Raw genomic sequence first — 26555 nt, 5'->3', positions numbered from 1 at the left:
CTCAAAGCTCCCTTGCGAGTTTGCGTTTTTCATTCCAGGCCGTGGCGCTGATGCTGACCAGGATAATCACGCCGCTGAACACGGCGTGCCAGTAAGAGGACACGCTCAGCAGCGTCAGACCGTTTTGTAAGAATGCCAGCAGGATAACCCCGAGCAGGGTGCCGGTGAGCGTCCCGCGCCCGCCGCTCATGCTTGTCCCGCCGAGCACGACCGCCGCCAGGACCGTTAGCTCAAAGCCCAGCAGCGAGTTTGGGGCAACGGACTGGGTGATCTGCGCCTGAACGACGGCGGCAATACCGGCCAGAATCCCCATATAGCCGTAGACGTAGAAGTGCAGCTTAAGCAGGTTCATCCCCAGCCGGGACGCCGCCTCGCGGTTGCCGCCCATGGCATAAATCTGGCGGCCAAGGCGCGTGTAGTTCATCAGCACGGCGGTAAAGATAATCACTGCGGCCAGGCACAGCAGCGGCAGGGTTAACCCGTACTGGTAACCGTCTTTGGCGGTGAAAGAGAACCAGTTAATGCCGTTCATAAACCAGTCCGGGAAGCCGTACAGCCAGGTGCCTTTGGTGAGGTAAACCAGCAGGCCGTAGTAAACGTTGAGGGTGGCAATGGTGATGATGATCGCCGGGACCCGCAGCCAGTAAACCAGGAAGCCGTTGATAAGCCCGAGCAGCAGCCCCACGGCAATGGAAATCACCAGCGCCAGCGTAAAATTACCGCCGTGGGCAATGACCCAGCTTGCCATCACGTACTGGGCAATAGCGGTCATCGCCGGGAACGAAATATCAATCCCTCCGGAAATTAGCACCACAAACAGCCCGCAGGCCAGAATACCGAGAATGGCGTAGCTGGTGGCGACATCCGTCAGGTTACCGAGGGACAAAAACTCATCGGTGCTGATACTCAGGCCAACGGCCAGAGCCACCACCAGAAGACCCAGCCAGAACTCATGTTGCCCGGCCAGGCGGGAAAAACGAGGGTTATTCATTGACCACCTCAGCAATGTCCTGCTCGCTACTGCGATGAGGATTAAACTCTGCGACCAGCTCGCCCCGGCGCATCACCAGCACGCGGTGGCTGTTGTAATACGCCTCAGGGATTTCATCGCAAATCATCAGTACCGCCAGCCCCTGTTCCGCCAGGGAACGGGCGATTTGGTAAATACCTTCTTTATTGGCGATATCCACGCCCACCGTGGGCGAGTCGAGAATCAATATTTGTGGGTTAGTCGCTACCCATTTGGCGATAGCAATCCTTTGGGCGTTGCCGCCAGAAAGGGTTTTTACCGGCAGCCCGGCATCGGAGACTTTGATGTTTAGCTCACGAATAAGATCGGCCACCAGATGACGGGCTTTTTCATGATCGAGCAGGCCGCTGCGGGTATGAAGCCTGTCGAAGACCGTGACAATCGTGTTGTCGTAGATCGACTGCTCCATGATCAGGCCTTGAGTCAGGCGATCTTCTGACACGTAGCCGATGCCGTGTTTGATCGCATCGTGGTTATTGCGAAACGTTACCGGCACGCCGTCGATCAGCATTTCACCGCTTTGCGGCCGCGTCATGCCGAACAGGCTCATGCACAGTTCGGTGCGGCCCGACCCGAGCAGGCCGACGATGGAAACAATCTCGCCGCTGCGCAGCGACAGATTGATGTTGTGGTATTTGCCCTTGCGGCTGAGGCCGCGCAGCTCCAGCATCGGCTGTTTTTCTACCGGAGGTTTTTCCGGCAGCGGGCTGTAGTGGAAGCGTTGCCCGGTCATCAGGAACGCAAGCTCGTTGCTGTCCAGCTCGCTGGCCTGCCAGGTGCCGACCAGCTTCCCGTCGCGCATCACGCTAATGCGGTCGGCGACTTCCATCACTTCGTCCAGACGGTGGCTGACAAACACCACGCAAATCCCGTCCGCTTTGAGTTCATTCACCACCCGCAGCAGGCCGTTAACCTCCTGGCGGGTAAGCGACGCAGTGGGTTCGTCCATAATAACCAGCCGGGCGTCAGCGGCAATGGCGCGGCAAATCGCCACCAGTTGGCGATCGGCTATCGAGAGTTTTTCGACTTTTTTGTCCGGGTCGAGCGTGACGCCAATGCGCTGCATGGCCGCCAGCGCCTGGGCTTTCATCACGCTGCGGTTAACCCACAGGCTGCCGCCGGGCTGATAGCGGTGCACGGCGATATTCTCGGCCACGCTGAAATTGGGGAACAGCGACAGATCCTGGTAGATCACCTGGATGCCGTAATGCGCGGAAAGCGTGGGCGTCAGGCTGTGAAACAGTTTGCCGTCGAGGGCAATCTGCGCCCCTTTTTCCGGATGATAGACGCCGGAAATCACTTTGATGATCGTGCTTTTACCGCAGCCGTTTTGCCCGGCCAGGCAATGAACTTCGCCTTTTCTGAGCGTCAGATTGACGTTATCCAGCGCCCGCACGCCCGGGAATTGCTTGCTGATATTCTCAAGAGTGATAAATGCGGATGTGTCGGTCATGGGTAATGCCCCTGCCGGCGCCCGACGTGGGCGCCACAAAATAATCTTGTTGGAGAATGCCGGTCGGCTGACCGGCATTCCGGTTTCCCTGGTGTTGGCGGAGTGCCTTAGAAACCGAGTGACTGAGCGTTATCTTTGGTGACTTCGAGGATCTTGTTAAAACGGATCACTTTCTTATCCATGTCGACATCGGCCTTGCCCAGACCGTCAATGGTCAGGTCTTTGGTCACGGCTTTGCCCTGCAGCAGCTGATCGGCCACGGTAACCAGTGCGTAACCGGCATCTTTAGGATCCCACAGCAGCGCTTTTTTAATGTCGCCGCGCATCAGGTAAGGTGCCGCCTGGCCCGGCATGGCAATGCCGACAACCGCCAGTTTGTCCTTCGCACGTTTCTTCTGTACCGCCTGGCCCGCGCCGATTGGGCCGAGGGAGCCAAAGCCAATCACGCCCTTCATCTGTGGATACGTTTTCATCAGATCAAGTGTGGTGGAATAGGATTTGTCGATGCTCTCCGCCACCGGCAGGCGCGAAGTCACTTCGAACATATCCGGGTATTTTTCTTTCTGATATTTAATGGCGGAATCCGCCCAGGCGTTGTGCAGCGGCACGGTCAGCGACCCGACGTAAATCGCATAGCCGCCTTTGCCACCCATATCTTTCGCCAGCTCGTCCATGTTGGCCTGAGCATATTTTTCGCTGTCGATGGTTTCGATATCCCACTGGCCGATCTGCTGGTCAGGGGATTCATGCGTCAGCACCACGATGCCCTGATCGCGCGCTTTTTTCAGTACTGGCTCCAGTACTTTGGCATCGTTAGGCACCACAATAATGGCGTTCACTTTCTTGGCGATCAGATCCTCAATCACCTTCACCTGCTGAGCCGGATCGGGCGTTGAGGCCCCGGTCTGGTAAGCGTTAACGTTGAGTTTTTTTGCCGCTTCGTTGACGCCGGTTTCCATCCGGTTAAACCATGGGATCCCGGTGACTTTCGCCACCACTGCGATTTCATACTTATCCGCCGCAACGGCCGTACCGGACAACATGCATGCAGAAATCAGGGTTGCACTGAGTAATGCGAGTTTGAATTTCATAGGTGTACCTTTTTTATTAGGGACTGAGGCATGTCACGGAGAGGAGACTAGCAACGAAGGGAAGAGGGAATGAATCGCAGTTTTTCTAAATGTGATGTACGCCCATTATTGTTTGTTTTTAGATCTAATTTAGTTAAAAAATGGTTAAATATATGATGTTTTTTTAAACTGGACGGACATGGTGGTGTTAATTAATAGTCAATAATGAAACATATAATCAACAATTAATAAACAATTTGCCGTTAAGGGGACGTTTTTGGCAGCAAAGAGGGCGCAAGCCAGCAAAAAAATGTTACGAAATTGTGAGCTGAAGCGTATCAAGCAAAATGAGCGGGAAACAAATGAAAAAGGCCGCATTAGCGGCCTTTAAGTGAGGCAGAAATTTAGCGCTTATCGACGGAAATCGCGCCAGGGCCGGTGACCGCCAGCAGCAGGAAACCACCAGCTATGCTGATGTTTTTATAGAAGTTAATCATATTAGGCATCACTGCATCCCCGGTCATATTCCAGTAATGGTGACCGATAAGCGCCGTGCCGAGGGTATAAAACACAAACAAAATGGCCAGCGGGCGGGTAAAGAACCCGATGATCACCAGGATAGCGGCAACAACTTCCATAAACACCGCAATCGCGGCGGCTAGCGTCGGGAGTGGGGTGCCAAGATGCTCCATATACGCCACGGTGCCGCTGAATCCGCTGAGCTTCGGCAAGCCGAAAATAATGAACAGCAGAATCAACGCAATACGGGCAATAAGCAGGATCAGGGCACGAGATTGACCAAAATCGAAATAGCGGAGTGTGTTCATAGCGGGCTCGCCTGTAGTGGACTCAATTTAAAGTTAATACACAACTTCCGAGCCTGCCATTGCCGCTGCGCCTCTACCGCGTTGTTTGTGTTAATGAATGTTTTTATTAATGACGCCCGACGCCATCTCGTTATTCCATCAGCGCAGTCTCGGCATATAAATAACCAATCCCCATCACCTGCTGAGCGCGGGTGAGCTGCCCGAAGTTTATTTGCGTGGCGTGACTCTTCAGGCCATCACCGTGGTCGAACGGATTAAAACCAATGCGCTGTTTAATGGCGCTCAGCCAGTTTTCGCCAAACTCGCAGCTGCGGCCATAGAACCAGATCTGGTTAATGTTGAGAGTATTAAGGAAGTTATACAGGCTAAGCCCAATCGCATTGGCCGAATCTTCTACCCAGCGGGCGACCCTTTCATCCCCGGCATGCAGCGCCTGAACCAGCTGCCGGGAAGTTAGCTTTTCCGGATCGTGCTGCTGCGCCTCAGGGTGCGTTTTGAGCCAGATGCGGGCCTGTTTTTTCAGCGCGCTGAGCGAAGCCACGGTTTCCAGGCAGCCATAGCGCCCGCAGTCGCAGGCCATGCCGTCCGGGTTAACTATGGTGTGGCCAATTTGCCCGCTGCCGTAGAGATTGCCGCGATAGATTTGCCCGTTGATCACAAACGAAGAGCCGATGCCGTAATCCACGTTAAGCACGCAGAAATCTTCCCGGTTGCCGTTGTTTTGCCACTTTTCTACCAGGGCCAGCATCACGCAGTCGTTATCCAGCCTGATTTCGACGTTCAGCTTCTCTTCCAGCAGGTATTTAATTTCCACTGCCTCCCGCCAGGGAGCCTGCGGCATGGTTTGCGACACGCCGGTCACCGGATCTACCTGTCCGTGTATGCCCAGCGCGAGATTGATCGTTTTTTTCGGCCAGCTTTTTCGCTGTTGCTGCCAGATTGCTTCGATGGCCGACAGCAGCATCTGGGGAGAAGGGGCCACAGTAGCGCGACGCTCAAAGTCGGCTATAGGCGACAGCTGGGCGTTGCACAGCTGGCTCTCGATGCTGGTGGGGGTGACGCTCATGCAGAGGATGTAATTCCCCTCCGGCGGGATCTGGTAGCTGCCGCTGTTCAGCCCCCGGCTGCTGAGGTTTTCGCTGGAGTGGCTAAGTTTGCCCTCATCGACCAGTTCCTCAAGGATGTTGCTGACGGCCGGAATGGACAGCCCGGTGTAGCGGGCAAACTGCGATTTACTCAGCTGCTTGTGTCGCCATACCAGCGTCATCAGCGTTTGTCGGTTGAGCTGACGTACCCGCTGATTATTGAAACCTGACTGCTGCATGTTTACTAAACCTCATTAACTGTATTGCGTGAGCATTGAGCGATTAAATCATAATCAGCTGCTCCAGACTGTTGGCAATCCCCCATTCACTGTTATTTGTTTACTGGAGAGTTGCTATGTACGGAGCCGTTAAAGTTTGGCAGGAAACGATCTCACTCCCTACCTGGACCACCGGAGCAGAGGATCCCAACCCGATGTTCCTGGAAAATCGTGTCTATCAGGGATCTTCCGGTGCGGTTTACCCCTATGGCGTCATAGACACCCTGACCGGTAAACGTGAAATGCGTGAGTATCAGGCGGTTTGGCTGGAGAACGATTTCATTCGCGTCATGCTGCTGCCGGAGCTGGGCGGGCGTATTCACCGAGCCTGGGACAAAGTGATGGGGCGCGATTTCGTGTACTACAACGAAGTGGTCAAACCCGCGCTGGTGGGCCTGATTGGGCCGTGGATCTCCGGTGGGATCGAATTCAACTGGCCTCAGCACCACCGCCCGACCACTTTTCTGCCGGTAGACGTTACCTTCCAGCAGCACGAAAGTGGGGCGCAAACCGTCTGGCTGGGGGAAGTGGAGCCGATGCGCGGCCTGCAGGTGATGACCGGGTTTACGCTTTACCCGGAAAAAGCGCTGATTGAAATTACCGGCAAAGTCTTTAACGGCAACGCCACGCCGCGCCACTTCCTGTGGTGGGCTAATCCGGCGGTGAAGGGCGGTGACGACCATCAGAGCGTATTCCCGCCAGACGTGACCGCGGTGTTTGACCACGGCAAACGCGACGTTTCCGCCTTCCCGATTGCCCACGGCACCTACTACAAAGTGGATTACTCCGCGGGCGTGGATATCTCGCGCTACAAAAACATCCCGGTGCCAACCTCTTACATGGCCGATAAGTCGAATTACGATTTTGTTGGGGCCTACCACCACGGCGAACAGGGCGGTCTGCTGCACATTGCCGATCACCATGTATCGCCGGGCAAAAAGCAGTGGACCTGGGGCAACTGCGACTTTGGCCTGGCCTGGGATCGCAATCTGACCGACACCAACGGCCCGTACATCGAGCTGATGACCGGCGTGTTCACCGACAACCAGCCGGACTTTACCTGGCTGGCACCGTTTGAAGAAAAAGTGTTTGTGCAAAACTTCCTGCCTTACAGCAAGCTGGGGACGCTGCAAAATGCCAGCACCGACGCGGCCATCAAGCTTGAGCGCGAGCAGGGCAGGTTGGAACTCGGCGTCTACGCCATTTCCCCGCTGGAAGCGGTGACGCTGCGTCTTGAAAGCGACGGCGTAGTCCTGTGGCAAACGCCGCTCAGCCTGAAACCGGCGGAAGCCTGGCTGCATCAACTGACGGATGACTGGCCGCAGCGGCTGACGCTGAGCTTACTCAACGCGCAAGGCGAAGTGGTGCTCAGCTACCTGGAACACATCGCGGAAGAGCTGCCTCTGCCGCAGGCGGCGCAGGCCCCGGCTAAGCCTGAACAGATCGCTAACTGCGACGAGCTTTATTTCATTGGCCAGCATCTGGAGCAGTATCTGCACGCCAGCCGGTCAGCCTTCGACTACTACCGGCGAGCGCTGGACATTGATCCGCTCGATTCCCGCTGTAACGTCGCCCTGGGCACGCTCGAATTCAACCGGGGCAACTGGCGAAAAGCCAAAGAGCACGCCGACGCGGCGCTGCAGCGCGCCCACCGCCTGAACAAAAACCCGCAAAATGGCGATGCCAGCCAGCTTCTCGGCTCGGCGAAAGAGCGCCTGGGCGACTACGACGGCGCCTTCGATGCTTACTACAAGGCCAGCTGGAGCGGCAACTGCCGGGATGCGGCATTTTATGCCCTGGCCCGTCTGGCAATGCGCAAAGGGGAGACGGCTCGCGCATTAGCGCTGGTGTCCCAAAGCCTGCAGTTCAACGCCTCGAATAACCTCGCAATGGGGCTGAAAGCGCTGGCGCTGTCTCAGCAAGGAGAAAAAGCGACGGCGCTGGCGTGGATTGAGCAGCAGCTTGCCGTCTGGCCGCTGAGTTATGCCCTGCATTATGCCCGCTGGGCGATAACCCAGAGTGAAGGTGACAAGCAAAAGCTGCGGCAGGTGACCGGCCAGCGCGGCACTAACGCCAGCGTTTTGGCCGGCTGGCTGATGAGCTTTGGGGCAGAACATGCCGCACGTGAACTGCTCACCGTGCTGAATGCCCAGGAAACGATGCCGCTGCTGTGGCAGGCCTCGCTGGAATCCGATCCACAGCGCCAGCAAAACTATCTCGTGCAGGCTCGGGAGCAGTTTACCGCCCGGGTTCGCTTCCCTAACACGCTGGATGAAGTGCAAATGCTGATGCGCCTCCCGCAGGATGGTTTTGCGCAGTATCTGCTGGGCTGCTTCTGGTACAGCAAACGTCGCTATGCAGAGGCGCTAACCTGCTGGGCATTCTGCGCTGAACAGATGCCTGAGTTTGCCTCCGTGCAGCGCGTGCTGGCGATTCATGCCTGGAACAAAGAGCAGGACGTTCAGCGAGCTGAAACGCTGCTGCAGCGTGCCGTTGATCTCGAACCTGATAATGCGCGCTTCCTGTTTGAACTCGACTTCCTGCTGAAGCTGAATGGCCGCGCACCAGAGGAGCGTCTTACCCGTCTGGAGGTGAAGCGTGACGTTGCGCTAAAACGTGACGATCTCACTGCCGAGCTGCTGAGCCTGTGGAACCAGCATGGCAAGCAGGAAGCTGCCGCGAAGGTACTGGCTGAACGCAAGTTCCACCCGTGGGAAGGCGGCGAAGGCAAAGTGACGGGGCAGTACATTATCAGCCAACAGCGGCTCGCCCTGGCCAGTATGTCTGCCGGCCATTACGGCCAGGCGGAGGAGCTGCTGCAACAGGCGCTGAGCTACCCGGAAAACCTCGGCGAAGGCCGTCTGGTCGGACAAACCGACAACGATATCTGGTATCTGCTTGGGTGCTGTGCGCAGCTCCTGCAGCGTCACGAACGGGCGAAATCCTACTTCCAGCAGGCGTTGAAGGGCGGGAGTTCCCTGGCGGCCGGGCGCTACTACAACGACCAGCCCGTGGACTACCTCTTCTATCAGGCTATGGCCCTCAAACAGCTGGGTGAGCTTGAGGCGGCCCATCAGCAATTCAAAGCCTTTGTTGACTGGGCGCAGGCGCACCGTGCCGACGGGGTTGAGGCCGATTTCTTCGCCGTTTCCCTGCCGGACCTGATTGCGCTCAACGGCGACCCGCGGAAACAACATCAGCAGCATTGCCTGTTTGTGGAGGCGCTTGGGTGGCTCGGCCTGGGGGATATCGCCGCCTTCAACCAGCGGGTGGAAGCCCTGCTGACCCTTAACCCGGCCCATGACAAGGCGCATCTGCTGTGTCAGGCCCTTAGCACCGGCGTACTTTAACAATAACTGGCGGGCGACGATGAGCGCCCGCTCCCTTACCCTACAAATACAAGATGAGGATCGACCATGGAAAGTATGCAATCGCAACTACGCATGGGTTACGTCTGGACCATCTGTCTGGTGGCCGCCTGTGGCGGGCTGTTGTTTGGTTATGACTGGGTGGTTATCGGCGGGGCAAAACCGTTCTACGAAGCCTATTTTTCTATTACCGACCCGGCCGTTTCCGGGTGGGCAATGAGCTCTGCCCTGGTGGGATGTATTCTTGGGGCGATACTCTCCGGCTGGTGTGCCGACAAGTTTGGCCGCAAAATCCCCCTTATTCTTGCCGCAATTATGTTTACCGCGTCTGCCTGGGGCACCGCAGTGGCAAGTCACTTCGATATGTTTGTTCTCTGGCGCATTGTCGGCGGGGTGGGGATTGGCCTCGCTTCGGCGCTTAGTCCGATGTATATCGCAGAAATCAGCCCGGCGGCACAGCGCGGGCGCTTTGTGGCGGTCAACCAGCTCACCATTGTGGTTGGGGTGCTGGTGGCGCAGCTGATTAACCTGATGATTGCCGAGCCGGTTGCCAGCCAGGCAACGATGCAGGAAATCAGCGCCAGCTGGAACGGGCAGGTGGGCTGGCGCTGGATGTTTGGCTTTGAAGCCTTCCCGGCGGTGGTCTTTTTGATCCTGATGTTTTTTGTGCCTGAGTCACCTCGCTGGCTGGTGCGCGCCGGGAAAAACGAACGCGCTCACCAAATGCTGAGCCGCATCGGCAGTAAAGCCTATGCCGATGCAACGCTGAAAGATATTCAGGAAACGTTAAGCAAGGACACACAAAAAGTGTCCTGGTCCGCGCTTTGGGCACCGAAGGTTCGCCCGATCATCGTGATTGGTATGGTGCTGGCGGTGTTCCAGCAGTGGTGCGGGATTAACGTTATCTTCAACTATGCGCAGGAGATTTTTGCCTCCGCCGGGTTCGACATTAACAGCACGTTGAAATCGATTGTTGCGACCGGCCTGATTAACCTGGTGTTCACCCTTGCCGCGCTGCCGTTGGTGGACAAAATTGGCCGCCGCAAATTGATGCTGTTTGGTGCCGCTGGGCTGACAATTATCTATGCGCTGATTGGTGCCGCCTACGGCCTGGGTATTCTGGGGCTGCCGGTCCTGATTCTGGTGCTGGCCGCCATCGCCACCTATGCGCTGACGCTGGCCCCGGTAACCTGGGTGCTGTTGGCGGAAATCTTCCCGAACCGCGTTCGCGGCCTCGCGATGTCGCTGGGGACATTAGCGCTGTGGGTCGCCTGCTTCCTGCTGACTTACACTTTCCCTCTGCTGAATGCAGGCCTGGGCGCATCCGGCAGCTTCCTGCTGTACGGCGTTATCTGTGCCGCTGGCTTTATCTACGTGCGCCGCTTCGTGCCGGAAACCAAAGGCGTGAGCCTCGAAGCGCTGGAGCAGCAGCTGGCTGAAGGCCGCGTGAATGCTTCTCCCGCGCGGGCCGCAAAGGCGCTACGCTAATGGACACTCTGCACCTGCAAAATGATTTTCTTAGTTTGACTGTTGCCCCGCAGGGGGCCTCAGTTCTCAGCTTTGAATCTCTCAGGCACGGGAAACCGATTTTTCATCCGGCGAACCCGGCGCTGTTTCCAATGCTGCCGCTGGCTAATCGGGTGGCCGGGAACGCTTTCCATCTGCACGGCGAGCGAATCCAGCTGCCAGACAGCCTCGTCGATGAGCACTTTTTCCTGCACGGGGATGGTTGGCAAAAGCTTTGGCACGTTGAGCAGTACGAAGCTGAGTCTGTCACCTTGAGCCTGTGCAGCCAGTATCCCTGCGGTTTTCACTATCTGGCAAATCTGACTTACCGCCTGGCAGGCAACAGGCTGTTCACCCGGCTTGAGCTGAAGCACACTGGCGAGAAGCCGATGATATACGGGCTGGGTTTGCATCCTTATTTTGCGCTGGAGCCAGCCAGCCAGGTGCAGTTTTCCGCCAGCGGCTACTGGCCCGAAGGCGAGCAGCACCTGCCTTTGGCCTGGGAAGGGACGTTCACCCCGCAGGCAGATTTTTCCCGTGCAAAAACGCCGGAGAACAAGTGGCTTAACGTGGGGTATTCCGGCTGGAGTGGCAGGGCGGTTATTACCCACTCGGAGATGAGCATTTGTCTGCGTAGCCCGGCGGCCTGTTTGATGGTATTCAGTATGGGGAACCAGCCGTTTATCTGTCTTGAACCGCAAACGCATCCGGTCAACGCGCACAACCAGGCGGGGATGCCGGGTTTAGTCATGCTGGAGACGGGCCAGACCACGCATCTGGAGATGGAGATTGAGGTGAGCTAACGCGCAATAGCCATTGTTTTGATGAGTGTTATTGCGCTGTTAATGTTTGCTTGCATGCCAGCCAGCTATCCCCGACACTATCGCCTCCAAAACGGGAGGGATCATGGTTTTGCATTCCACGCGCTGGCTGGCGCTCAGTTACTTTACCTACTTCTTTAGCTATGGCGTGTTTTTACCGTTCTGGAGCGTCTGGCTCAAAGGCGTCGGGCTTCCCCCGGAAACTATCGGATTGCTGTTAGGCTCAGGGCTGATTGCCCGTTTCCTCGGCAGTTTATTATTAGCCCCCCGCGTGACCGATCCTTCCCGCCTTGTTTTCGCCCTTCGTCTGTTAGCCCTTGCCACACTAGTTTTTGCCGCCGGTTTCTGGTTGGGCCATGCCGCGCTCTGGCTGCTGCTGACGATGGTGGGCTTTAACCTGTTCTTCTCGCCGCTGGTGCCGCTGACCGATGCGCTGGCGGGGACCTGGCAGCGGCAAATGCCGCTGGATTATGGCCGGGTGCGGCTCTGGGGATCGCTGGCGTTTGTCATCGGCTCGGCCATTACCGGCAAGCTGGTGAGCGAGTTCAGCTCTCAGGCTATTCTGGTCCTGCTGACCCTTGGCGCGGCGTCGATGCTGATTGGCATGATGCTGCGGCCTTCCATTATGCCTCAGGGCGAAACCCGGCATCAGGCTTCAGCTGGCTGGCCCGCGTGGAAAGGGCTGATTATCAGCGCCTGGCGTTTTCTGGCCTGTGTTTCTCTGCTGCAGGGCGCGCATGCGGCCTACTACGGTTTTAGCGCGATTTACTGGCAGGGGGCAGGCTATTCCGCTTCCGTTGTGGGCTATTTATGGTCGCTGGGCGTGGTGGCGGAAATCGTTATCTTTGCCCTCAGCAACAAACTGTTCCGCCGCTGGAGCGCCAGAGATTTGCTGCTGTTGTCCACCGTGACCGGCATTATTCGCTGGAGCCTGATGGCAAGCACCACCGAACTGCCGTGGCTGATTGTGGCGCAAATCCTGCACTGCGGCAGCTTCACGATTTGCCACCTGGCGGCGATGCGCTATATCTCTGCCCGCAAAGGCGGGGAGGTGATCCGCCTGCAGGCCGTTTACTCCGCCGTGGCGATGGGCGGCGGTATCGCCGTGATGACGATTTTCTCGGGCTTCCTCTATCAGCATTTGCAGGGCGGGATGTTCTGGATCATGGCGCTGGTGGCGGCCCCGGCGCTGTTCCTGCGGCCCAAAGTCGCCGCAGTCAGCCCGGTTGCGGAAAGCTAAGCCTCTAACAGTGCTTTGATGCGCTGCTGCTGGTGTTCACCCAGCGGCAGCGTGGCGTGAATGAGCGGGGGAGAAAACAGCGGCAGCGAGGTCGCGTAGGGCGTAATAACCAGCACCACTTCACGCGGGGCGCCCTGGCTTTGAAATTGCTGCACCGCCAGATATTTAATGTTGAGCGGCAGCAGGGTCAGCTCGCGCAGCTGCTGCTCAATTTTCTGTTCCAGCTCGCGATCGTCGGCCGTCAGCAGTAACACCTGTTTTTCCTGAATGTCACTTTCCTGCATCAGCCAGGCACCAAAGATCACCGCGACCAGGCCCCTTTCCGCATCGGAAAACTGAATCCCATAATGCTGTTCAAAATCCGCAAGCACTTCTCGCGAGGTTCGCATTAGCCTCGGATAAAGACGCGTGATCTCTTCGGGCAGGCTGTGGTCGATGCCGATATTAAAGTGGCAGCGGTTCAGCGCCTGGGCGAGGTGAATATAAAGCTGATCGCTCAGCCCTTGTTCATCGCTAAAAGAAAGCCCGGCCTGACGGCGGAAACGTTCGATCATCCGTGCGATTTCATTGTGTAACCGGGCATCCTGTTCATGTTCGTCATTAATCGGATCGGGAATTCTGAGCAGTTGAAACAGCAGGGCCAGGAAATGCTGTTCATCAACGTCTGCGGGCTGCATGACGCGGCGCTTCCAGTGGCGGGCTATTTCCTGGGCGACAACAAATTCAGGCCGCATCTGGCTCCACTCGCGCTGCTGCTGCGTCAGGACTGGCGCATTGCCGGAGTGATGCTGATGCAGACAATACTGCAAAAACAGCGTCAGGAACTGGCTGTCCCGGCTGTCGTACTGCCTTTTTAAACGGCGACCACACAGATTCACCAGCGCACGTAAATTAGTTTCGTCATACAGCGCCTTGATAAGCCCCAGATGCTTTAGCTGGGACTTTAGTGCCGGACTAAAGTGGTTTTGCACAAACTGCGGGCAAAGGCGCAGCGAACGTCGCAGCCAGTGCAGCAGACAGAGGCGGCGGTCAAGGACTGTGCCTTCAATCCGGTAGCTGCCGTCCTGCTGCTGCGTCAGGGAGAGACGGTGATAACTCTGGATCTCATGGCCCGTGTCGGCTATATCTTGCAGGGTTTGCCTCTGATCCACGCCGTTAAGGCTGGCAATGACCTCCGGCGTGACGATCTGCTCCGGGAGATAGAGCATCAGAAGCAGGTGGCAGCGGCGCTGCGAACTGGATAGCACAGAGGGCGGCGGCGTCAGTAAAGTCATCATCTGGCTGTCCCAATGTGGTGTCAGAAGTTAAGAATAGCTAAAGGTTTCGGCCAATATATTGCCCTTTTTAGTTTTTCATCACGGAATTACGGCTGGCTCACAGAATTTAAATCTTGAGGGAAGCATGAGCGACAAAAGAATCAGCCTGAAAGGAGTAGCCTTGCTGCTGGCAGGGTTTTCGGCGACAAGCGTGCAGGCGCATCCCCACAGTTTTATCTCTATCGTCACTACGCCTGTGGTTGATCAGGGGCAGCTGACGGGGCTAAAAATGCAGTGGACGATGGACGACATTACTTCAGCAGATCTGTTGTATGACGCCGGCGACGCCAAGCCGGGGTCGCCGGTGTGGAAGAAGCTGGCGGCGGAAGTGATGGCTAATGTGCTGGGCCAGCACTACTTTACCGAGTTCTGGCATAACAAAGAGAAGGTGAAGTTTGGCAATTTGCCGCCGGAATATGGCCTGAGCCGTAGCAATCATCAGGCGGTGCTGACGTTTGTTCTGCCGCTGGCGCATCCGCAGCCGCTCAAAGGACAGACATACCGTTTCTCAACCTTCGACCCGACTTATTTTGTCGACATGAGTTATGACCACGATGGGGACGTGCATCTGCCGCAGGAGCTGGCCTCAAGCTGTAAAGTTGCCGTGCACACGCCAAAGCCCAGCGAAGAAACTCTGCTGTTCGCGCAGTCGCTGGATAAAGCTGACGCCCCGCCGGAGGACATGGACTTAGGGAAACAGTTTGCTCAGGAGGTGACGCTGGCATGTCAATAATCACCGCTTCTTCTCCCGTCCGCCGCTGGGGCCATCTGTGGCCGCTGGCGCTGTTTATGCTGCTTGCCGCCGCCGGGCTTTATGCCTTGTGGTTTTACTGGCCGCAAATCTTGCTTAGTTCGGCCGTCTGGCAGCGTTCAATCAATCAGGAATTAAGCGGGCTGCTGCGTCAGGTGGCGGACAACCCCGCTCGCGCAGGCTTATCGCTGCTCTCTTTCAGTTTTGTCTACGGCGTGCTCCATGCGCTGGGGCCGGGGCACGGCAAAATCGTCATCAGCACCTGGCTTGCTACCCATCCCTCAAAAATTAAAAGCAGCCTCGGTTTGACCTTTGCCGCGTCTTTATTGCAGGGGCTGGTGGCTATTGCGCTGGTGGTCGTGGTGCTGGGCGTTCTCGCTTTGCCTTCCCGGCAGCTTCATCTCAGCAGCTTCTGGCTGGAGAAGGGCAGCTATCTGCTTGTCGGGTTCCTGGGCCTTTTGCTGAGCTGGCGGGCGCTGCGGCGTTTACAGGTTCAGTTACGCCGCAAACCCAAATTTACCTCGTTTACGCCGCATCATGTGCATGACGCCAACTGCGGCTGCGGGCATCAGCACGTCCCGGACGAAAAACAGCTGACGGCGGGAAGCGACTGGCGGGCCAGGCTGATGATTGTCCTGTCGATGGGCATGCGCCCCTGTTCTGGCGCGATTATGGTGCTGCTGTTCAGCAAGGTGATCGGGGTCTTTAGCTGGGGCGTGCTGTCTGCGCTGGCGATGGCGGCAGGTACTTCGATCACCATTTCCGGCCTGGCGCTGCTGGTGCACAGCTTCCGTGCGCTGGCGGTTCGCTTAAGCGGGAACCGGGCCCCGGTGCTGTGGCGGCAGGTAGGCTGGTCAACGCTTGCACTGGCGGGAGGAATTGCCCTGGTCGTGGCCGCGCTGATTATGTGGCTGAGCGCCCAGCCGATGGCGCGAGGTATTCGGCCTTTCTGAACGGGTAGCTAAATGCGGGCATAAAAAAATCCCCTCGCCGTAAAGCTGAGGGGATTTTTGTTTTTGCCTCTTCTTTATTGAAGATCAGGCAAAAAAGCTTAGCGCTTCAGCGCTTCGCTCAGTTCTTCACGCATGGTAGCCAGCATGGCTTTCACAACGCGCGGGTTACCGGCGACGATGTTCCCGGTCGTCAGGTAGTTATGGCCGCCGGTGAAATCACACACGATGCTGCCGGATTCACGAGCCAGCAGTTCACCTGCGGCGAAATCCCATGGCTTCAGGCCAATCTCGAAGAAACCGTCCACGCGGCCAGCGGCAACGTAGGCCAGGTCCAGCGCAGCGGAACCGGTGCGGCGGAAGTCTGCACATTGGGTGAACAGTTTGCCAACGATGTTGATGTAAGGAGTCGCGTGCTGCTTCACTTTGAACGGGAAGCCGGTCGCCAGAACGGTGCCGTCCAGGTCGCGTGCATTGCTGCCGCGCAGGCGGTAGCCGTTAAGCTGGGCGCCCTGGCCACGGGTCGCGGTGAACAGTTCGTTACGCATTGGATCGTAAACAACGGCAACTTCAGTGCGGCCTTTGATACGAACAGCGATAGAAACGGAGAAATGTGGCAGACGTTTGATGAAGTTGGTGGTGCCATCCAGCGGATCGATAACCCATTGCACGTCCTGATCTTCGCCTGCATGTTCACCGCTTTCTTCGGTGATGATGGTGTGCTGCGGGTAAGATTTGCGGATTGTGTCGATAATAATCGCTTCTGCAGCTTTATCGACGTTAGTCACAAAGTCATTGCTGCCTTTCTGACTGCTTTCTACGGAGTCTGGTGTTTCGTAGTGTTTGGCAATTACATTACCCGCCTTGCGCGCAGCACGCACGGCGATGGTCAACATTGGATGTTGCATCGGTCTCTCTCGCTGGATGTTAAAGAACGGAAATCGCGGCGGAGTATAGCAGAGCGTTCGGAATATGTCCCAGGGTTATGATAAGATATTGCGATATTCTTCCCAGGCTATGAATGACAATGCTGCAAAACGTACGAATCGTGCTGGTCGAAACCTCGCATACCGGCAACATGGGCTCCGTGGCTCGTGCTATGAAAACCATGGGCTTAACTAACCTGTGGCTGGTCAATCCGCTGGTCAAACCGGACTCCCAGGCCATCGCCCTGGCCGCTGGCGCCAGTGATGTTATTGGCGATGCTCAGATCGTCGATACGCTTGATGAAGCGCTGGCAGGATGCAGCCTGGTGGTCGGCACCAGCGCGCGCTCCCGCACTCTGCCGTGGCCGATGCTGGACCCGCGCGAATGCGGTTTAAAAAGCATCAGCGAAGCGCAGCATGCGCCGGTGGCAATCGTCTTTGGCCGCGAACGTGTGGGCCTGACCAACGAAGAGCTGCAAAAATGCCATTATCACGTTGCCATTCAGGCGAACCCGGAATACAGCTCCCTTAACCTCGCGATGGCGGTTCAGATCCTCGCCTATGAAGTGCGCATTGCCTGGCTCGCCACGCAAGAGCAGCCGGAAGCGGCTAAAGAAGAGGAAGACGCCCCTTATCCGCTGGTGGATGACTTAGAGCGTTTCTACGTGCATCTCGAAAAAGCGCTGCAGGAAAGCGGTTTCATTCGCCCAACCCATCCGGGCCAGGTGATGAGCCGACTGCGCCGTCTGTTTACCCGTGCACGCCCGGAAAGTCAGGAATTAAACATCCTGCGCGGCATGCTGGCGTCGCTGGAAAACCCAAAAAAATCGGGCCAATAATACTTGAGTAAAATGGTAGGTTAAATAGTTGACCATTTTACTCAGGAATGTCAGACTTGCGTCCTGCTATGTGACAATCACACTTTTAAAAACCCCCGGCTCGAGGGGCTATTTGAGGTTAAGTAAGACATGAGACTGACATCAAAAGGGCGCTACGCCGTAACCGCGATGCTTGACGTTGCGCTGAACTCTGAATCGGGCCCGGTTCCGTTGGCTGATATTTCTGAACGTCAGGGTATTTCACTCTCCTACCTGGAGCAGCTGTTCTCCCGCTTGCGTAAAAATGGCCTGGTGGCCAGCGTGCGCGGTCCTGGCGGTGGTTATCTGTTAGGTAAAGACGCGAGCAGCATCGCCGTAGGTGAAGTGATCAGCGCCGTTGATGAGTCCGTAGACGCCACCCGTTGCCAGGGTAAAGGCGGCTGCCAGGGCGGCGATAAGTGCCTGACTCACGCGCTGTGGCGCGACCTGAGCGATCGCCTGACCGGCTTCCTGAATAACATCACCTTGGGTGAACTGGTTAACAACCAGGAAGTGCTGGACGTGTCCGATCGTCAACATAGTGAAAATCATCGCAGCACCCGTTCTCAAGACGCTATTGACGTCAAACTGCGCGCATAAGCAGAAGAACAAGAATTTTAGAATCAGGTTGAGGGAGCGGTGCTCCCTGTCTATAACGGCAACATATTTTAAGCCTGATTCTTCGCATTGAAGTGATGTACGGAGCTTAAGAGCAATGAAATTACCGATTTACCTCGACTACTCCGCAACCACGCCGGTAGACCCGCGTGTTGCTGAGAAGATGATGCAGTTTTTAACGATGGACGGCACCTTCGGTAACCCGGCCTCTCGTTCCCACCGTTTTGGCTGGCAGGCTGAAGAAGCCGTTGATATTGCCCGTAACCAAATCGCTGAACTGGTTGGCGCAGACCCGCGTGAAATCGTCTTCACCTCCGGCGCAACCGAGTCAGACAACCTGGCTATCAAAGGTGCGGCTAACTTCTATCAGAAGAAAGGCAAGCACATCATCACCGCCAAAACCGAACACAAAGCCGTGCTGGACACCTGTCGCCAGCTTGAGCGTGAAGGGTTTGAAGTGACTTATCTGGCGCCGCAGAGCAACGGTATCGTTGACCTGAAGCAGCTGGAAGCCGCTATGCGTGAAGACACTATTCTGGTGTCCATCATGCACGTTAACAACGAAATCGGCGTGGTGCAGGATATCGCGGCTATCGGCGAAATGTGCCGTTCCCGTGGCATTATCTTCCACGTTGATGCTACCCAGAGCGTGGGCAAACTGCCTATCGATCTGAGCCAGCTGAAAGTTGACCTGATGTCCTTCTCCGGCCACAAAATTTACGGGCCGAAAGGGATCGGTGCGCTGTACGTGCGTCGCAAACCGCGTATCCGTATCGAAGCGCAGATTCACGGCGGGGGTCACGAGCGCGGCATGCGTTCCGGTACGCTGCCTGTGCATCAGATCGTCGGCATGGGTGAAGCTTACCGTATCGCAAAAGAAGAGATGGAGACCGAAATGGCCCGTCTGCGCACGCTGCGTAACCGTCTGTGGAACGGCGTGAAAGATATGGAAGAAGTTTACCTGAACGGTGACCTGGAGCATGGCGCGCCAAACATCCTCAACGTCAGCTTTAACTATGTTGAAGGCGAGTCGCTGATCATGGCGCTGAAAGACCTCGCGGTCTCTTCGGGCTCAGCCTGTACTTCCGCTAGCCTCGAGCCATCCTACGTGCTGCGTGCGCTGGGGATGAGCGATGAACTGGCACACAGCTCTATCCGTTTCTCTCTGGGTCGTTTCACCACTGAAGAAGAGATCGATTACACCATCGAGCTGGTACGTAAATCCATTGGCCGTCTGCGCGACCTTTCTCCGCTGTGGGAAATGTTCAAACAGGGCGTGGATCTTAATTCCATCGAATGGGCTCATCACTGATCGTTCGTCAGGACGTCGATTTCAGATTCTGGAGAAGTAAAAATGGCTTACAGCGAAAAAGTAATTGATCACTACGAAAACCCACGCAACGTTGGCTCTTTTGACAACAGCGACGACAGCGTAGGTTCTGGCATGGTGGGTGCACCGGCCTGTGGCGACGTGATGAAGTTGCAGATTAAAGTCAACAATGACGGTATCATTGAAGACGCGCGTTTCAAAACCTACGGCTGCGGTTCGGCGATTGCGTCCAGCTCGCTGGTGACCGAGTGGGTGAAGGGCAAGTCCCTGGACGAAGCGCAGGCGATCAAAAACACCGACATCGCAGACGAACTCGAACTGCCGCCGGTGAAAATTCACTGCTCAATCCTGGCTGAAGACGCTATCAAAGCGGCCATCGCGGATTACAAAAGCAAACGTGAAACAAAATAACTCTAACGCATTCGAGCTTGCTGCCCGGCAGCGGCTCGAAGTATGACGAGTTAAAATTTTTATTGAGGTTGTTGTATGTCGATTACCCTTAGCGACAGCGCCGCTGCCCGTGTAAGTGCCTTCCTGACCAACCGCGGTAAAGGGTTTGGTTTGCGTCTGGGTGTGCGCACATCAGGCTGCTCTGGGATGGCTTATGTTCTCGAATTTGTTGATGCACCGATGGCGGATGACACCGTGTTCGAGGACAAAGGCGTGAAGGTGGTTGTCGATGGTAAAAGCCTGCAATTCTTAAACGGGACCGAGCTCGACTTCGTCAAAGAAGGCCTTAACGAAGGGTTTAAGTTCACTAACCCAAACGTGAAGGATGAGTGTGGCTGCGGCGAAAGCTTCCACGTCTGATCCCGCGCAATTCCCCACTGGCTCTGGCCCGTGGGGATTTTGCTTTACCACACAGCACTTACCTGACCTGAACCTGAGTCTGTTATGGATTATTTTACCCTGTTTGGGCTGACGCCAGGCTACACCCTGAACATCGAGCAACTGGCCAGCCGTTACCAGGAGCTGCAGCGTCAGTTCCACCCGGACAAATACGCCAGCCGCCCTCAGGCAGAACAGCTTCTGGCCGTGAGCCAGTCCGCCACTATCAACCAGGCCTGGCAGACGCTGCGTCACCCGCTTGCCCGCGCCGAATACATCCTGTCACTGAACGGTTTCGACCTCGCGAATGAACAGCACACCGTGCGCGACACCGCGTTCCTGATGGAACAGCTGGAGCTGCGTGAAGAGCTGGACGATATCGAGCAGGCGAAAGACAGCGACAAGCTTGAAAGCTTTGCCTCGCGCGTAAAAACGATGGTGAAAAACCGCAGCGCGCAGATGGTGCAGCAGCTGGATGACCAGCAGTGGGAACAGGCGGCGGACACTGTCCGCAAGCTGCGTTTCCTCGATAAATTGCAGAGCCAAATTGAACAACTAGAAGAAAAGCTGCTCGACTTTTAACGCCTGAACTCAGGCCCGATTTTTGGAAGCGATACATGGCCTTATTACAAATTAGTGAGCCTGGCATGATGGCAGCGCCGCACCAGCGCAGGCTGGCTGCGGGCATCGACCTTGGCACCACCAACTCGCTGGTGGCTACCGTTCGCAGCGGCCAGGCCGAAACCCTAGCCGACCATGAAGGCCGCCACCTGCTGCCTTCCGTGGTGCATTATCAGCAGCAAGAGCATATCGTTGGTTTTGACGCTCGCGCGCTTGCCGCGCAGGATCCCGCGAATACCATTAGCTCGGTAAAACGTATGATGGGCCGCTCTCTGGCGGACATCCAGACGCGTTATCCTCATCTTCCGTATCGCCTGCAGGCCAGTGAAAACGGCCTGCCGATGATTGAAACGCCTGCTGGCCTGCTGAACCCGGTACGCATCTCTGCCGACATCCTGAAATCGCTCTCCGCGCGAGCCAGTGAAACCCTGGAAGGGGAACTGGATGGCGTGGTGATCACGGTGCCAGCCTATTTTGACGATGCGCAGCGCCAGGGCACCAAAGACGCTGCTCGCCTTGCCGGGCTGCACGTTCTTCGTTTGCTGAACGAACCTACCGCCGCGGCGATTGCCTACGGCCTGGATTCCGGTAAAGAAGGCGTTATTGCCGTTTACGATCTGGGCGGTGGGACGTTTGACATCTCCATCCTGCGCCTGAGCCGCGGTGTGTTTGAAGTGCTGGCTACCGGCGGTGATTCCGCGCTGGGCGGCGATGACTTCGACCATCTTCTGGCCGACTGGCTGCGTGAGCAGGCCGGGATTGCCGACCGTAGCGACGACCGCGTGCAGCGCCAGCTTCTGGACGCCGCCATCGCCGCCAAAATCGCGCTTAGCGATGCCGCCACCGCTAGTGTAGAAGTGGCTGGCTGGCAGGGCGAAGTCACCCGCGAGCAGTTCAACGAGCTTATCTCTTCTCTGGTTAAACGGACGCTGCTGTCCTGCCGTCGCGCGTTGAAAGACGCGGGCGTGGAAGCAGAAGATGTACTGGAAGTGGTGATGGTCGGCGGCTCAACCCGCGTACCGTTGGTACGTGAGCGCGTAGGCGAGTTCTTTGGCCGCATGCCGTTAACCTCTATCGACCCGGATAAAGTTGTTGCCATCGGCGCGGCCATTCAGGCCGATATTCTGGTGGGCAATAAGCCGGACAGTGAAATGCTGTTGCTGGATGTGATTCCGTTGTCCCTTGGCCTGGAAACGATGGGCGGCCTGGTCGAGAAGGTTATCCCGCGTAACACCACCATCCCGGTGGCCCGCGCGCAGGAATTCACCACCTTCAAAGACGGCCAGACAGCGATGGCTATCCACGTGCTGCAGGGCGAGCGTGAACTCGTTCAGGACTGCCGTTCATTGGCGCGTTTTACCCTGCGCGGCATCCCGGCAATGTCCGCGGGCGGAGCCCACATTCGCGTCACCTTCCAGGTCGATGCCGATGGCCTGCTGAGCGTGACGGCGATGGAAAAATCCACCGGCGTTGAATCTTCAATCCAGGTGAAACCTTCTTATGGCCTGAGCGATGGCGAAATTGCCAGTATGATTCAGGATTCCATGAGTTACGCCGAGCATGACGTGCAGGCACGCATGCTGGCCGAGCAAAAAGTCGAAGCTGCCCGCGTGCTGGAAAGTTTGACCAGCGCGTTGACGGCGGATGCCGCGCTGCTAAGCGCCGCAGAGCGTGCCGACATTGATGCCGCGATGGCCGCGTTAAGCGCTGCTGCCGCAGGCGAAGATGCCGACGCTATTCAAAATGAAATCAAAAACGTAGACAAGCAAACCCAGGAATTCGCCGCACGTCGTATGGATCAATCGATCCGTAAAGCGCTGACCGGCCATTCTGTGGACGAGGTTTAATATGCCAAAGATTGTTTTTCTGCCTCATCAGGACCTGTGTCCGGATGGCGCAGTTCTGGAAGCGAAGCAAGGTGAAACCATTCTCGACGTTGCGCTGCGCAACGGCATTGAGATTGAACACGCCTGTGAGAAGTCCTGCGCCTGCACCACCTGCCACTGCGTAGTGCGTGAAGGTTTTGATTCCCTCGCGGAAAGCACCGAAGACGAAGACGACATGCTGGATAAAGCATGGGGTCTGGAGCCGGAAAGCCGCCTGAGCTGCCAGGCTCGCGTCAGCGACGAAGACCTGGTGGTTGAGATGCCGCGTTACACCATTAACCACGCACGCGAACACTAACGGGAGTCGCCATGGGACTGAAATGGACCGACAGCCGCGAAATCGGCGAGGCGCTGTACGACAGCCGTCCGGATCTCGATCCTAAGACGGTGCGTTTCACCGATATGCACCAGTGGATCTGCGAGCTGGAAGAGTTTGATGACGATCCGAACGCTTCTAACGAGAAAGTACTGGAAGCGATTTTACTTGTCTGGTTAGGTGAAGCTGAATGATACACGGGCTGCCTTGGGCGGCCCGTTTTTGCATTTTGCCTGTGCTGAATAATGAAGGATTGGAAAATGACTGAAGCCATGAAAATCACCCTTTCCACGCAGCCAGCGGACGCACGCTGGGGCGAAAAGGCGACGTATAGCATTAACAATGACGGCATTACCCTACACCTGACCGGCAAAGACGATCTCGGTCTGATCCAGCGCGCGGCGCGCAAAATTGACGGCCAGGGGCTGAAGCACGTCCAGCTGGCTGGTGAAGGCTGGGACGTTGAGAAAAGCTGGGCTTTCTGGCAGGGCTATCGTGCCCCAAAAGGCACCCGCAAAATTGACTGGGCGGTGCTGAGCGAAACCGAGCAGAAAGAGCTGGATAACCGCCTGAAAGTGATCGACTGGGTTCGCCATACCATCAACACCCCGGCCGAAGAGCTTGGCCCTGAGCAGCTTGCTTCCCGCGCGGTAGATCTGCTGTGCGATGTCGCCTGCGACCACGTGTCTTACCGCATCACCAAGGGCGAAGACCTGCGTGAGCAGAACTATGCCGGTATCCACACCGTTGGCCGTGGCTCAGACCGTGCCCCTGTGCTGCTGGCGCTGGACTACAACCCAACCGGCAATCCGGATGCACCGGTTTATGCGAGCCTGGTCGGGAAGGGCATTACCTTTGACTCCGGCGGTTACAGCATCAAGCAGACCGCGTTTATGGATTCCATGAAATCCGATATGGGTGGCGCCGCGACTATCACTGGCGCACTGGCTCTGGCCATCACTCGTGGCCTGAACAAGCGCGTTAAGCTGTTCCTTTGCTGTGCGGATAACATGATCAGCGGCAACGCCATGAAGCTGGGTGACATCATCACCTACCGCAACGGCAAAACCGTTGAAGTGATGAACACCGATGCCGAAGGGCGACTGGTGCTGGCTGATGGCCTGATTGACGCCGCAGCACAGAAACCAGAGCTGATCATCGACTGCGCGACCCTGACAGGGGCAGCAAAAACGGCCCTGGGTAACGACTACCATGCGCTGTTCAGCTTTGATGACAAGCTGGCTGCCCGCCTGCTGGCAAGCGCGGCGGAAGAAAACGAGCCGTTCTGGCGCCTGCCGTTGGCTGAATTCCACCGCAGCCAGCTGCCGTCTAACTTCGCCGAATTGAACAATACCGCGAACGCCTCTTACCCTGCGGGAGCGAGCACGGCGGCAGGTTTCCTGTCTCACTTTGTGGAAAACTACCACGAAGGCTGGCTGCACGTTGACTGTTCTGCGACTTACCGTAAAGGTGCCGTTGAGCAGTGGTCTGCTGGTGCGACCGGTCTCGGCGTGCGTGCGATCGCCAATCTGCTGTTAGCGAAGTAATATTGCCCCTCACCCCGGCCCTCTCCCCATAGGGGAGAGGGAGAAAAAAGTTCGGAGGGAGTCAACACCGACAGTCTCTCTCTGGAAGGGGAGACACTTTGAGTGGTTCTCATCTCCCTTTCAGGAAGAGAGACTCAGAACTGTTCCCTCTCCCTACCAGGGAGAGGGTTAGGGTGAGGGTAAACCCCTTAGGCTTTATCCCGGAATCACAATGTCAGAAACAAAGAACGAATTAGAAACCCTGCTTGAGCAGGCGGCAACCGAGCCGGCGCATCGCCCGGCATTTTTCCGCACCCTGCTGGAATCCACCGTTTGGGTGCCGGGCAATGCGGCAGAAGGTGAAGCGATTGACGCCGAGAGCGCAGTTGAACTGCAGCACTGGGAAAAAGAAGACGGCACTTCGGTGATCCCTTTCTTCACGTCCCTGGAAGCTTTGCAGGAAGCGGTCAGTCACGAGCAGGCGTTTGTAGTAATGCCCGTGCGCACTTTATTTGAAATGACGCTGGGTGAAGCGCTGTTCCTCAACGCCAAACTGCCGACAGGCAAAGAATTTACGCCAAATGAAATCAGCCATCTGGTCAGCGCGGAAAGCGATCCACTGAGCCAGCAGGAAGTGCTGGAGGGCGGTACTTCACTGCTGCTTTCCGAAGTTGCTGAACCGCCAGCGCAGATGGTTGACTCTCTGACCACGTTGTTTAAAAACCTGAAAACGGTCAAACGTGCGTTTATCTGCTCCATCAAAGAACAGGCGGACGAAGAGCCAAACCTGCTGATTGGCATTGAGGCCGACGGCGACATCGAGGCGATTATTCGTCAGGCCGGAAGCGTAGCCACCGATACGTTGCCGGGCGATGAGCCGGTTGATATCTGCCAGGTTGTTGAAGGCGAGAAGGGTATCAGCCACTTTATGATTGCCCACATCCCGCCGTTCTATGAACGCCGTTGGGGCAGCTTCCTGCGCGACTTCAAGCAAAACCGCATTATTTAACGGCCGGTTATACATATTCTAAGGGAGGCGCAGTGCCTCCCTTTTTGTATTTATTGCGCAGGCTCAACGGGCAGGTCTGGGCGAGCACCCCATTCACTCCACGAACCATCGTAAAGCGACACGCCGTTCACGCCCAGCGTGGTCAGCGCCAGCACCACAACGGCGGCGGTAACGCCTGAACCACAGCTGGCAATAATTGGCCGCTCAAAGCTCACGCCCTGGCGTTCGAAGATCTCGCTCAGTTTGTCCGTAGTCTTCAGTTGACCGTTTTCTACCAGGTCCACCCACGGCACGTTAAGCGCCCCAGGAATATGGCCGCGTTTCAGGCCCGGGCGTGGCTCATCGGCCAGCGCGTTGAATCGAGGAGCAGGGCGGGCATCCACAATTTGTGCAGTACCTTCGTGGCTGACCAGCAGCACGTCCGTCAGGCGTTTGATCACCAGCGGATCGAAGTTAACCTCGAACTCACCTTCCGGTAGATCCACGTCCCCTTGTTCCAGCGGCAATGCTTCACGCTGCCACTCCGCCAGCCCACCGGCCAGAATGGAGACTCTCTCGACGCCGAAGGTGCGCAGCATCCACCAGGCGCGAGGCGCGGAGAACAGGTTGCCTTCGTCGTAAACCACCAGATGCTTGTCACTGCTAACGCCAAGCTCGCGCATAGCAACGGCAAACGCTTCTGCACGTGGCATCATATGAGGAAGAGGGCTTGTGTGATCGGAGAGCGCTTCGATGTCGAAATAGGCCGCACCTGGCAGATGCCCGGCACGGTACTCCGCAGGCATATCGCGAAGTGCTTCCTGGCCTGCTGGTGCCATGCGGGCATCTAAAATCTGGATATCGTCATCGTTAATATGTTCTGCGAGCCAGTCGCTCGCGACGAAGAAAGAGGTGGACACAATGAGCCTCCGGTTCATCAAAGAAAAATGGATTGTCGGTGTTT

At 56.7% G+C, this 26555-nt stretch carries 25 protein-coding genes; 17 read left to right on the top strand and 8 right to left on the bottom strand.

The annotated features are described in order from the left end of the window. Position 1: 1 nt before the first annotated feature. The 5 genes from A936_RS15470 to A936_RS15450 all read right to left on the bottom strand — a co-directional run bounded on the left by A936_RS15470 (position 2) and on the right by A936_RS15450 (position 5704). Positions 2-991 carry an ABC transporter permease gene (locus A936_RS15470; protein WP_008459448.1) on the bottom strand — a complete coding sequence of 330 codons (990 nt, stop codon included), beginning with the start codon at positions 989-991 and terminating at the stop codon, positions 2-4. Next, entirely contained in the window at positions 984-2483 is a 1500-nt protein-coding gene (locus A936_RS15465; protein ID WP_008459447.1) for a sugar ABC transporter ATP-binding protein, read from the bottom strand. The genes A936_RS15470 and A936_RS15465 overlap by 8 nt, the downstream gene beginning before the upstream one ends. Before the next feature lie 107 nt (positions 2484-2590). After that, complete coding sequence (locus A936_RS15460; protein ID WP_008459446.1) at positions 2591-3574, bottom strand: autoinducer 2 ABC transporter substrate-binding protein; 984 nt, start codon at positions 3572-3574, stop codon at positions 2591-2593. Positions 3575-3957: 383 nt separating this feature from the next. Then, positions 3958-4380 carry a DoxX family protein gene (locus A936_RS15455; RefSeq protein ID WP_008459445.1) on the bottom strand — a complete coding sequence of 141 codons (423 nt, stop codon included), beginning with the start codon at positions 4378-4380 and terminating at the stop codon, positions 3958-3960. A gap of 130 nt (positions 4381-4510) precedes the next feature. Beyond that, the gene (locus A936_RS15450; RefSeq protein WP_008459444.1) at positions 4511-5704 is read right to left on the bottom strand and encodes an ROK family transcriptional regulator; all 1194 of its coding nucleotides are present in this window, start codon (positions 5702-5704) and stop codon (positions 4511-4513) included. Between the two features lie 116 nt (positions 5705-5820). On the opposite strand from A936_RS15450, the gene A936_RS15445 reads away from it, so the two are divergent. The 4 genes from A936_RS15445 to A936_RS15430 all read left to right on the top strand — a co-directional run bounded on the left by A936_RS15445 (position 5821) and on the right by A936_RS15430 (position 12678). Further along, positions 5821-9093 carry a DUF5107 domain-containing protein gene (locus tag A936_RS15445; protein WP_008459443.1) on the top strand — a complete coding sequence of 1091 codons (3273 nt, stop codon included), beginning with the start codon at positions 5821-5823 and terminating at the stop codon, positions 9091-9093. Positions 9094-9159: 66 nt separating this feature from the next. Next, on the top strand, positions 9160-10599 hold the full coding sequence (locus A936_RS15440; protein ID WP_008459441.1) for a sugar porter family MFS transporter: 1440 nt from the start codon (positions 9160-9162) through the stop codon (positions 10597-10599). Continuing rightward, complete coding sequence (locus A936_RS15435; protein WP_008459439.1) at positions 10599-11420, top strand: aldose 1-epimerase; 822 nt, start codon at positions 10599-10601, stop codon at positions 11418-11420. Before A936_RS15440 ends, A936_RS15435 begins: the two co-directional genes overlap by 1 nt. 103 nt (positions 11421-11523) lie before the next feature. Beyond that, positions 11524-12678, top strand: coding sequence for a 3-phenylpropionate MFS transporter (locus A936_RS15430; RefSeq protein ID WP_008459438.1), 1155 nt, complete (start codon positions 11524-11526; stop codon positions 12676-12678). On the opposite strand, the gene csiE is transcribed toward A936_RS15430, so the two are convergent. Further along, positions 12675-13955, bottom strand: coding sequence for a stationary phase inducible protein CsiE (gene csiE / locus A936_RS15425; protein ID WP_008459437.1), 1281 nt, complete (start codon positions 13953-13955; stop codon positions 12675-12677). The two genes, A936_RS15430 and csiE, sit on opposite strands and share 4 nt — an antisense overlap. 124 nt (positions 13956-14079) lie before the next feature. Between csiE and A936_RS15420 the strand changes: the two genes are divergently transcribed. Next, on the top strand, positions 14080-14727 hold the full coding sequence (locus A936_RS15420; RefSeq protein WP_008459436.1) for a DUF1007 family protein: 648 nt from the start codon (positions 14080-14082) through the stop codon (positions 14725-14727). Then, positions 14718-15698 (top strand): nickel/cobalt transporter, encoded by a 981-nt coding sequence (locus tag A936_RS15415; protein ID WP_008459433.1) that lies wholly within the window; start codon positions 14718-14720, stop codon positions 15696-15698. The genes A936_RS15420 and A936_RS15415 overlap by 10 nt, the downstream gene beginning before the upstream one ends. Before the next feature lie 98 nt (positions 15699-15796). Here the strand turns inward: A936_RS15415 and suhB are convergent, their stop codons facing one another. Further along, positions 15797-16603 (bottom strand): inositol-1-monophosphatase, encoded by an 807-nt coding sequence (gene suhB / locus A936_RS15410; RefSeq protein WP_085938908.1) that lies wholly within the window; start codon positions 16601-16603, stop codon positions 15797-15799. Positions 16604-16722: 119 nt separating this feature from the next. Between suhB and trmJ the strand changes: the two genes are divergently transcribed. The 11 genes from trmJ (at position 16723) to sseB (ending at position 25612) form a co-directional block, all read left to right on the top strand. Then, positions 16723-17460, top strand: a complete 738-nt coding sequence (trmJ, locus tag A936_RS15405; protein WP_008459431.1) for a tRNA (cytosine(32)/uridine(32)-2'-O)-methyltransferase TrmJ — start codon at positions 16723-16725, stop codon at positions 17458-17460. A gap of 129 nt (positions 17461-17589) precedes the next feature. Continuing rightward, a complete protein-coding gene (gene iscR / locus A936_RS15400) occupies positions 17590-18078 on the top strand; it encodes a Fe-S cluster assembly transcriptional regulator IscR (protein ID WP_008459430.1) in 489 nt (162 codons plus the stop codon). A gap of 115 nt (positions 18079-18193) precedes the next feature. Further along, positions 18194-19408, top strand: coding sequence for a cysteine desulfurase (gene iscS / locus A936_RS15395; protein ID WP_008459429.1), 1215 nt, complete (start codon positions 18194-18196; stop codon positions 19406-19408). Between the two features lie 42 nt (positions 19409-19450). After that, on the top strand, positions 19451-19837 hold the full coding sequence (gene iscU / locus A936_RS15390) for a Fe-S cluster assembly scaffold IscU (protein WP_008459428.1): 387 nt from the start codon (positions 19451-19453) through the stop codon (positions 19835-19837). A 75-nt stretch (positions 19838-19912) separates the two neighbouring features. Further along, the gene (gene iscA, locus A936_RS15385) at positions 19913-20236 is read left to right on the top strand and encodes an iron-sulfur cluster assembly protein IscA (RefSeq protein ID WP_008459427.1); all 324 of its coding nucleotides are present in this window, start codon (positions 19913-19915) and stop codon (positions 20234-20236) included. A gap of 84 nt (positions 20237-20320) precedes the next feature. After that, the gene (hscB, locus tag A936_RS15380) at positions 20321-20836 is read left to right on the top strand and encodes a co-chaperone HscB (protein ID WP_008459426.1); all 516 of its coding nucleotides are present in this window, start codon (positions 20321-20323) and stop codon (positions 20834-20836) included. A gap of 35 nt (positions 20837-20871) precedes the next feature. After that, positions 20872-22722 carry a Fe-S protein assembly chaperone HscA gene (gene hscA / locus A936_RS15375; RefSeq protein ID WP_008459425.1) on the top strand — a complete coding sequence of 617 codons (1851 nt, stop codon included), beginning with the start codon at positions 20872-20874 and terminating at the stop codon, positions 22720-22722. A 1-nt stretch (position 22723) separates the two neighbouring features. After that, positions 22724-23059, top strand: coding sequence for an ISC system 2Fe-2S type ferredoxin (gene fdx, locus A936_RS15370; RefSeq protein WP_008459424.1), 336 nt, complete (start codon positions 22724-22726; stop codon positions 23057-23059). 11 nt (positions 23060-23070) lie between these two features. Next, positions 23071-23271 carry a Fe-S cluster assembly protein IscX gene (iscX, locus tag A936_RS15365; protein ID WP_008459423.1) on the top strand — a complete coding sequence of 67 codons (201 nt, stop codon included), beginning with the start codon at positions 23071-23073 and terminating at the stop codon, positions 23269-23271. Between the two features lie 66 nt (positions 23272-23337). After that, positions 23338-24624, top strand: a complete 1287-nt coding sequence (gene pepB, locus A936_RS15360; RefSeq protein ID WP_008459420.1) for an aminopeptidase PepB — start codon at positions 23338-23340, stop codon at positions 24622-24624. A gap of 211 nt (positions 24625-24835) precedes the next feature. After that, on the top strand, positions 24836-25612 hold the full coding sequence (sseB, locus tag A936_RS15355) for an enhanced serine sensitivity protein SseB (protein ID WP_008459418.1): 777 nt from the start codon (positions 24836-24838) through the stop codon (positions 25610-25612). Positions 25613-25662: 50 nt separating this feature from the next. Here sseB and sseA read toward each other — a convergent pair whose 3' ends face one another. Continuing rightward, complete coding sequence (sseA, locus tag A936_RS15350) at positions 25663-26511, bottom strand: 3-mercaptopyruvate sulfurtransferase (RefSeq protein WP_008459416.1); 849 nt, start codon at positions 26509-26511, stop codon at positions 25663-25665. Positions 26512-26555: the final 44 nt, after the last annotated feature.

Source organism: Enterobacter sp. Ag1 (assembly GCA_000277545.1).
Lineage (GTDB): Bacteria > Pseudomonadota > Gammaproteobacteria > Enterobacterales > Enterobacteriaceae > Cedecea.
This window is presented reverse-complemented; position numbering and strand designations above follow the sequence as displayed.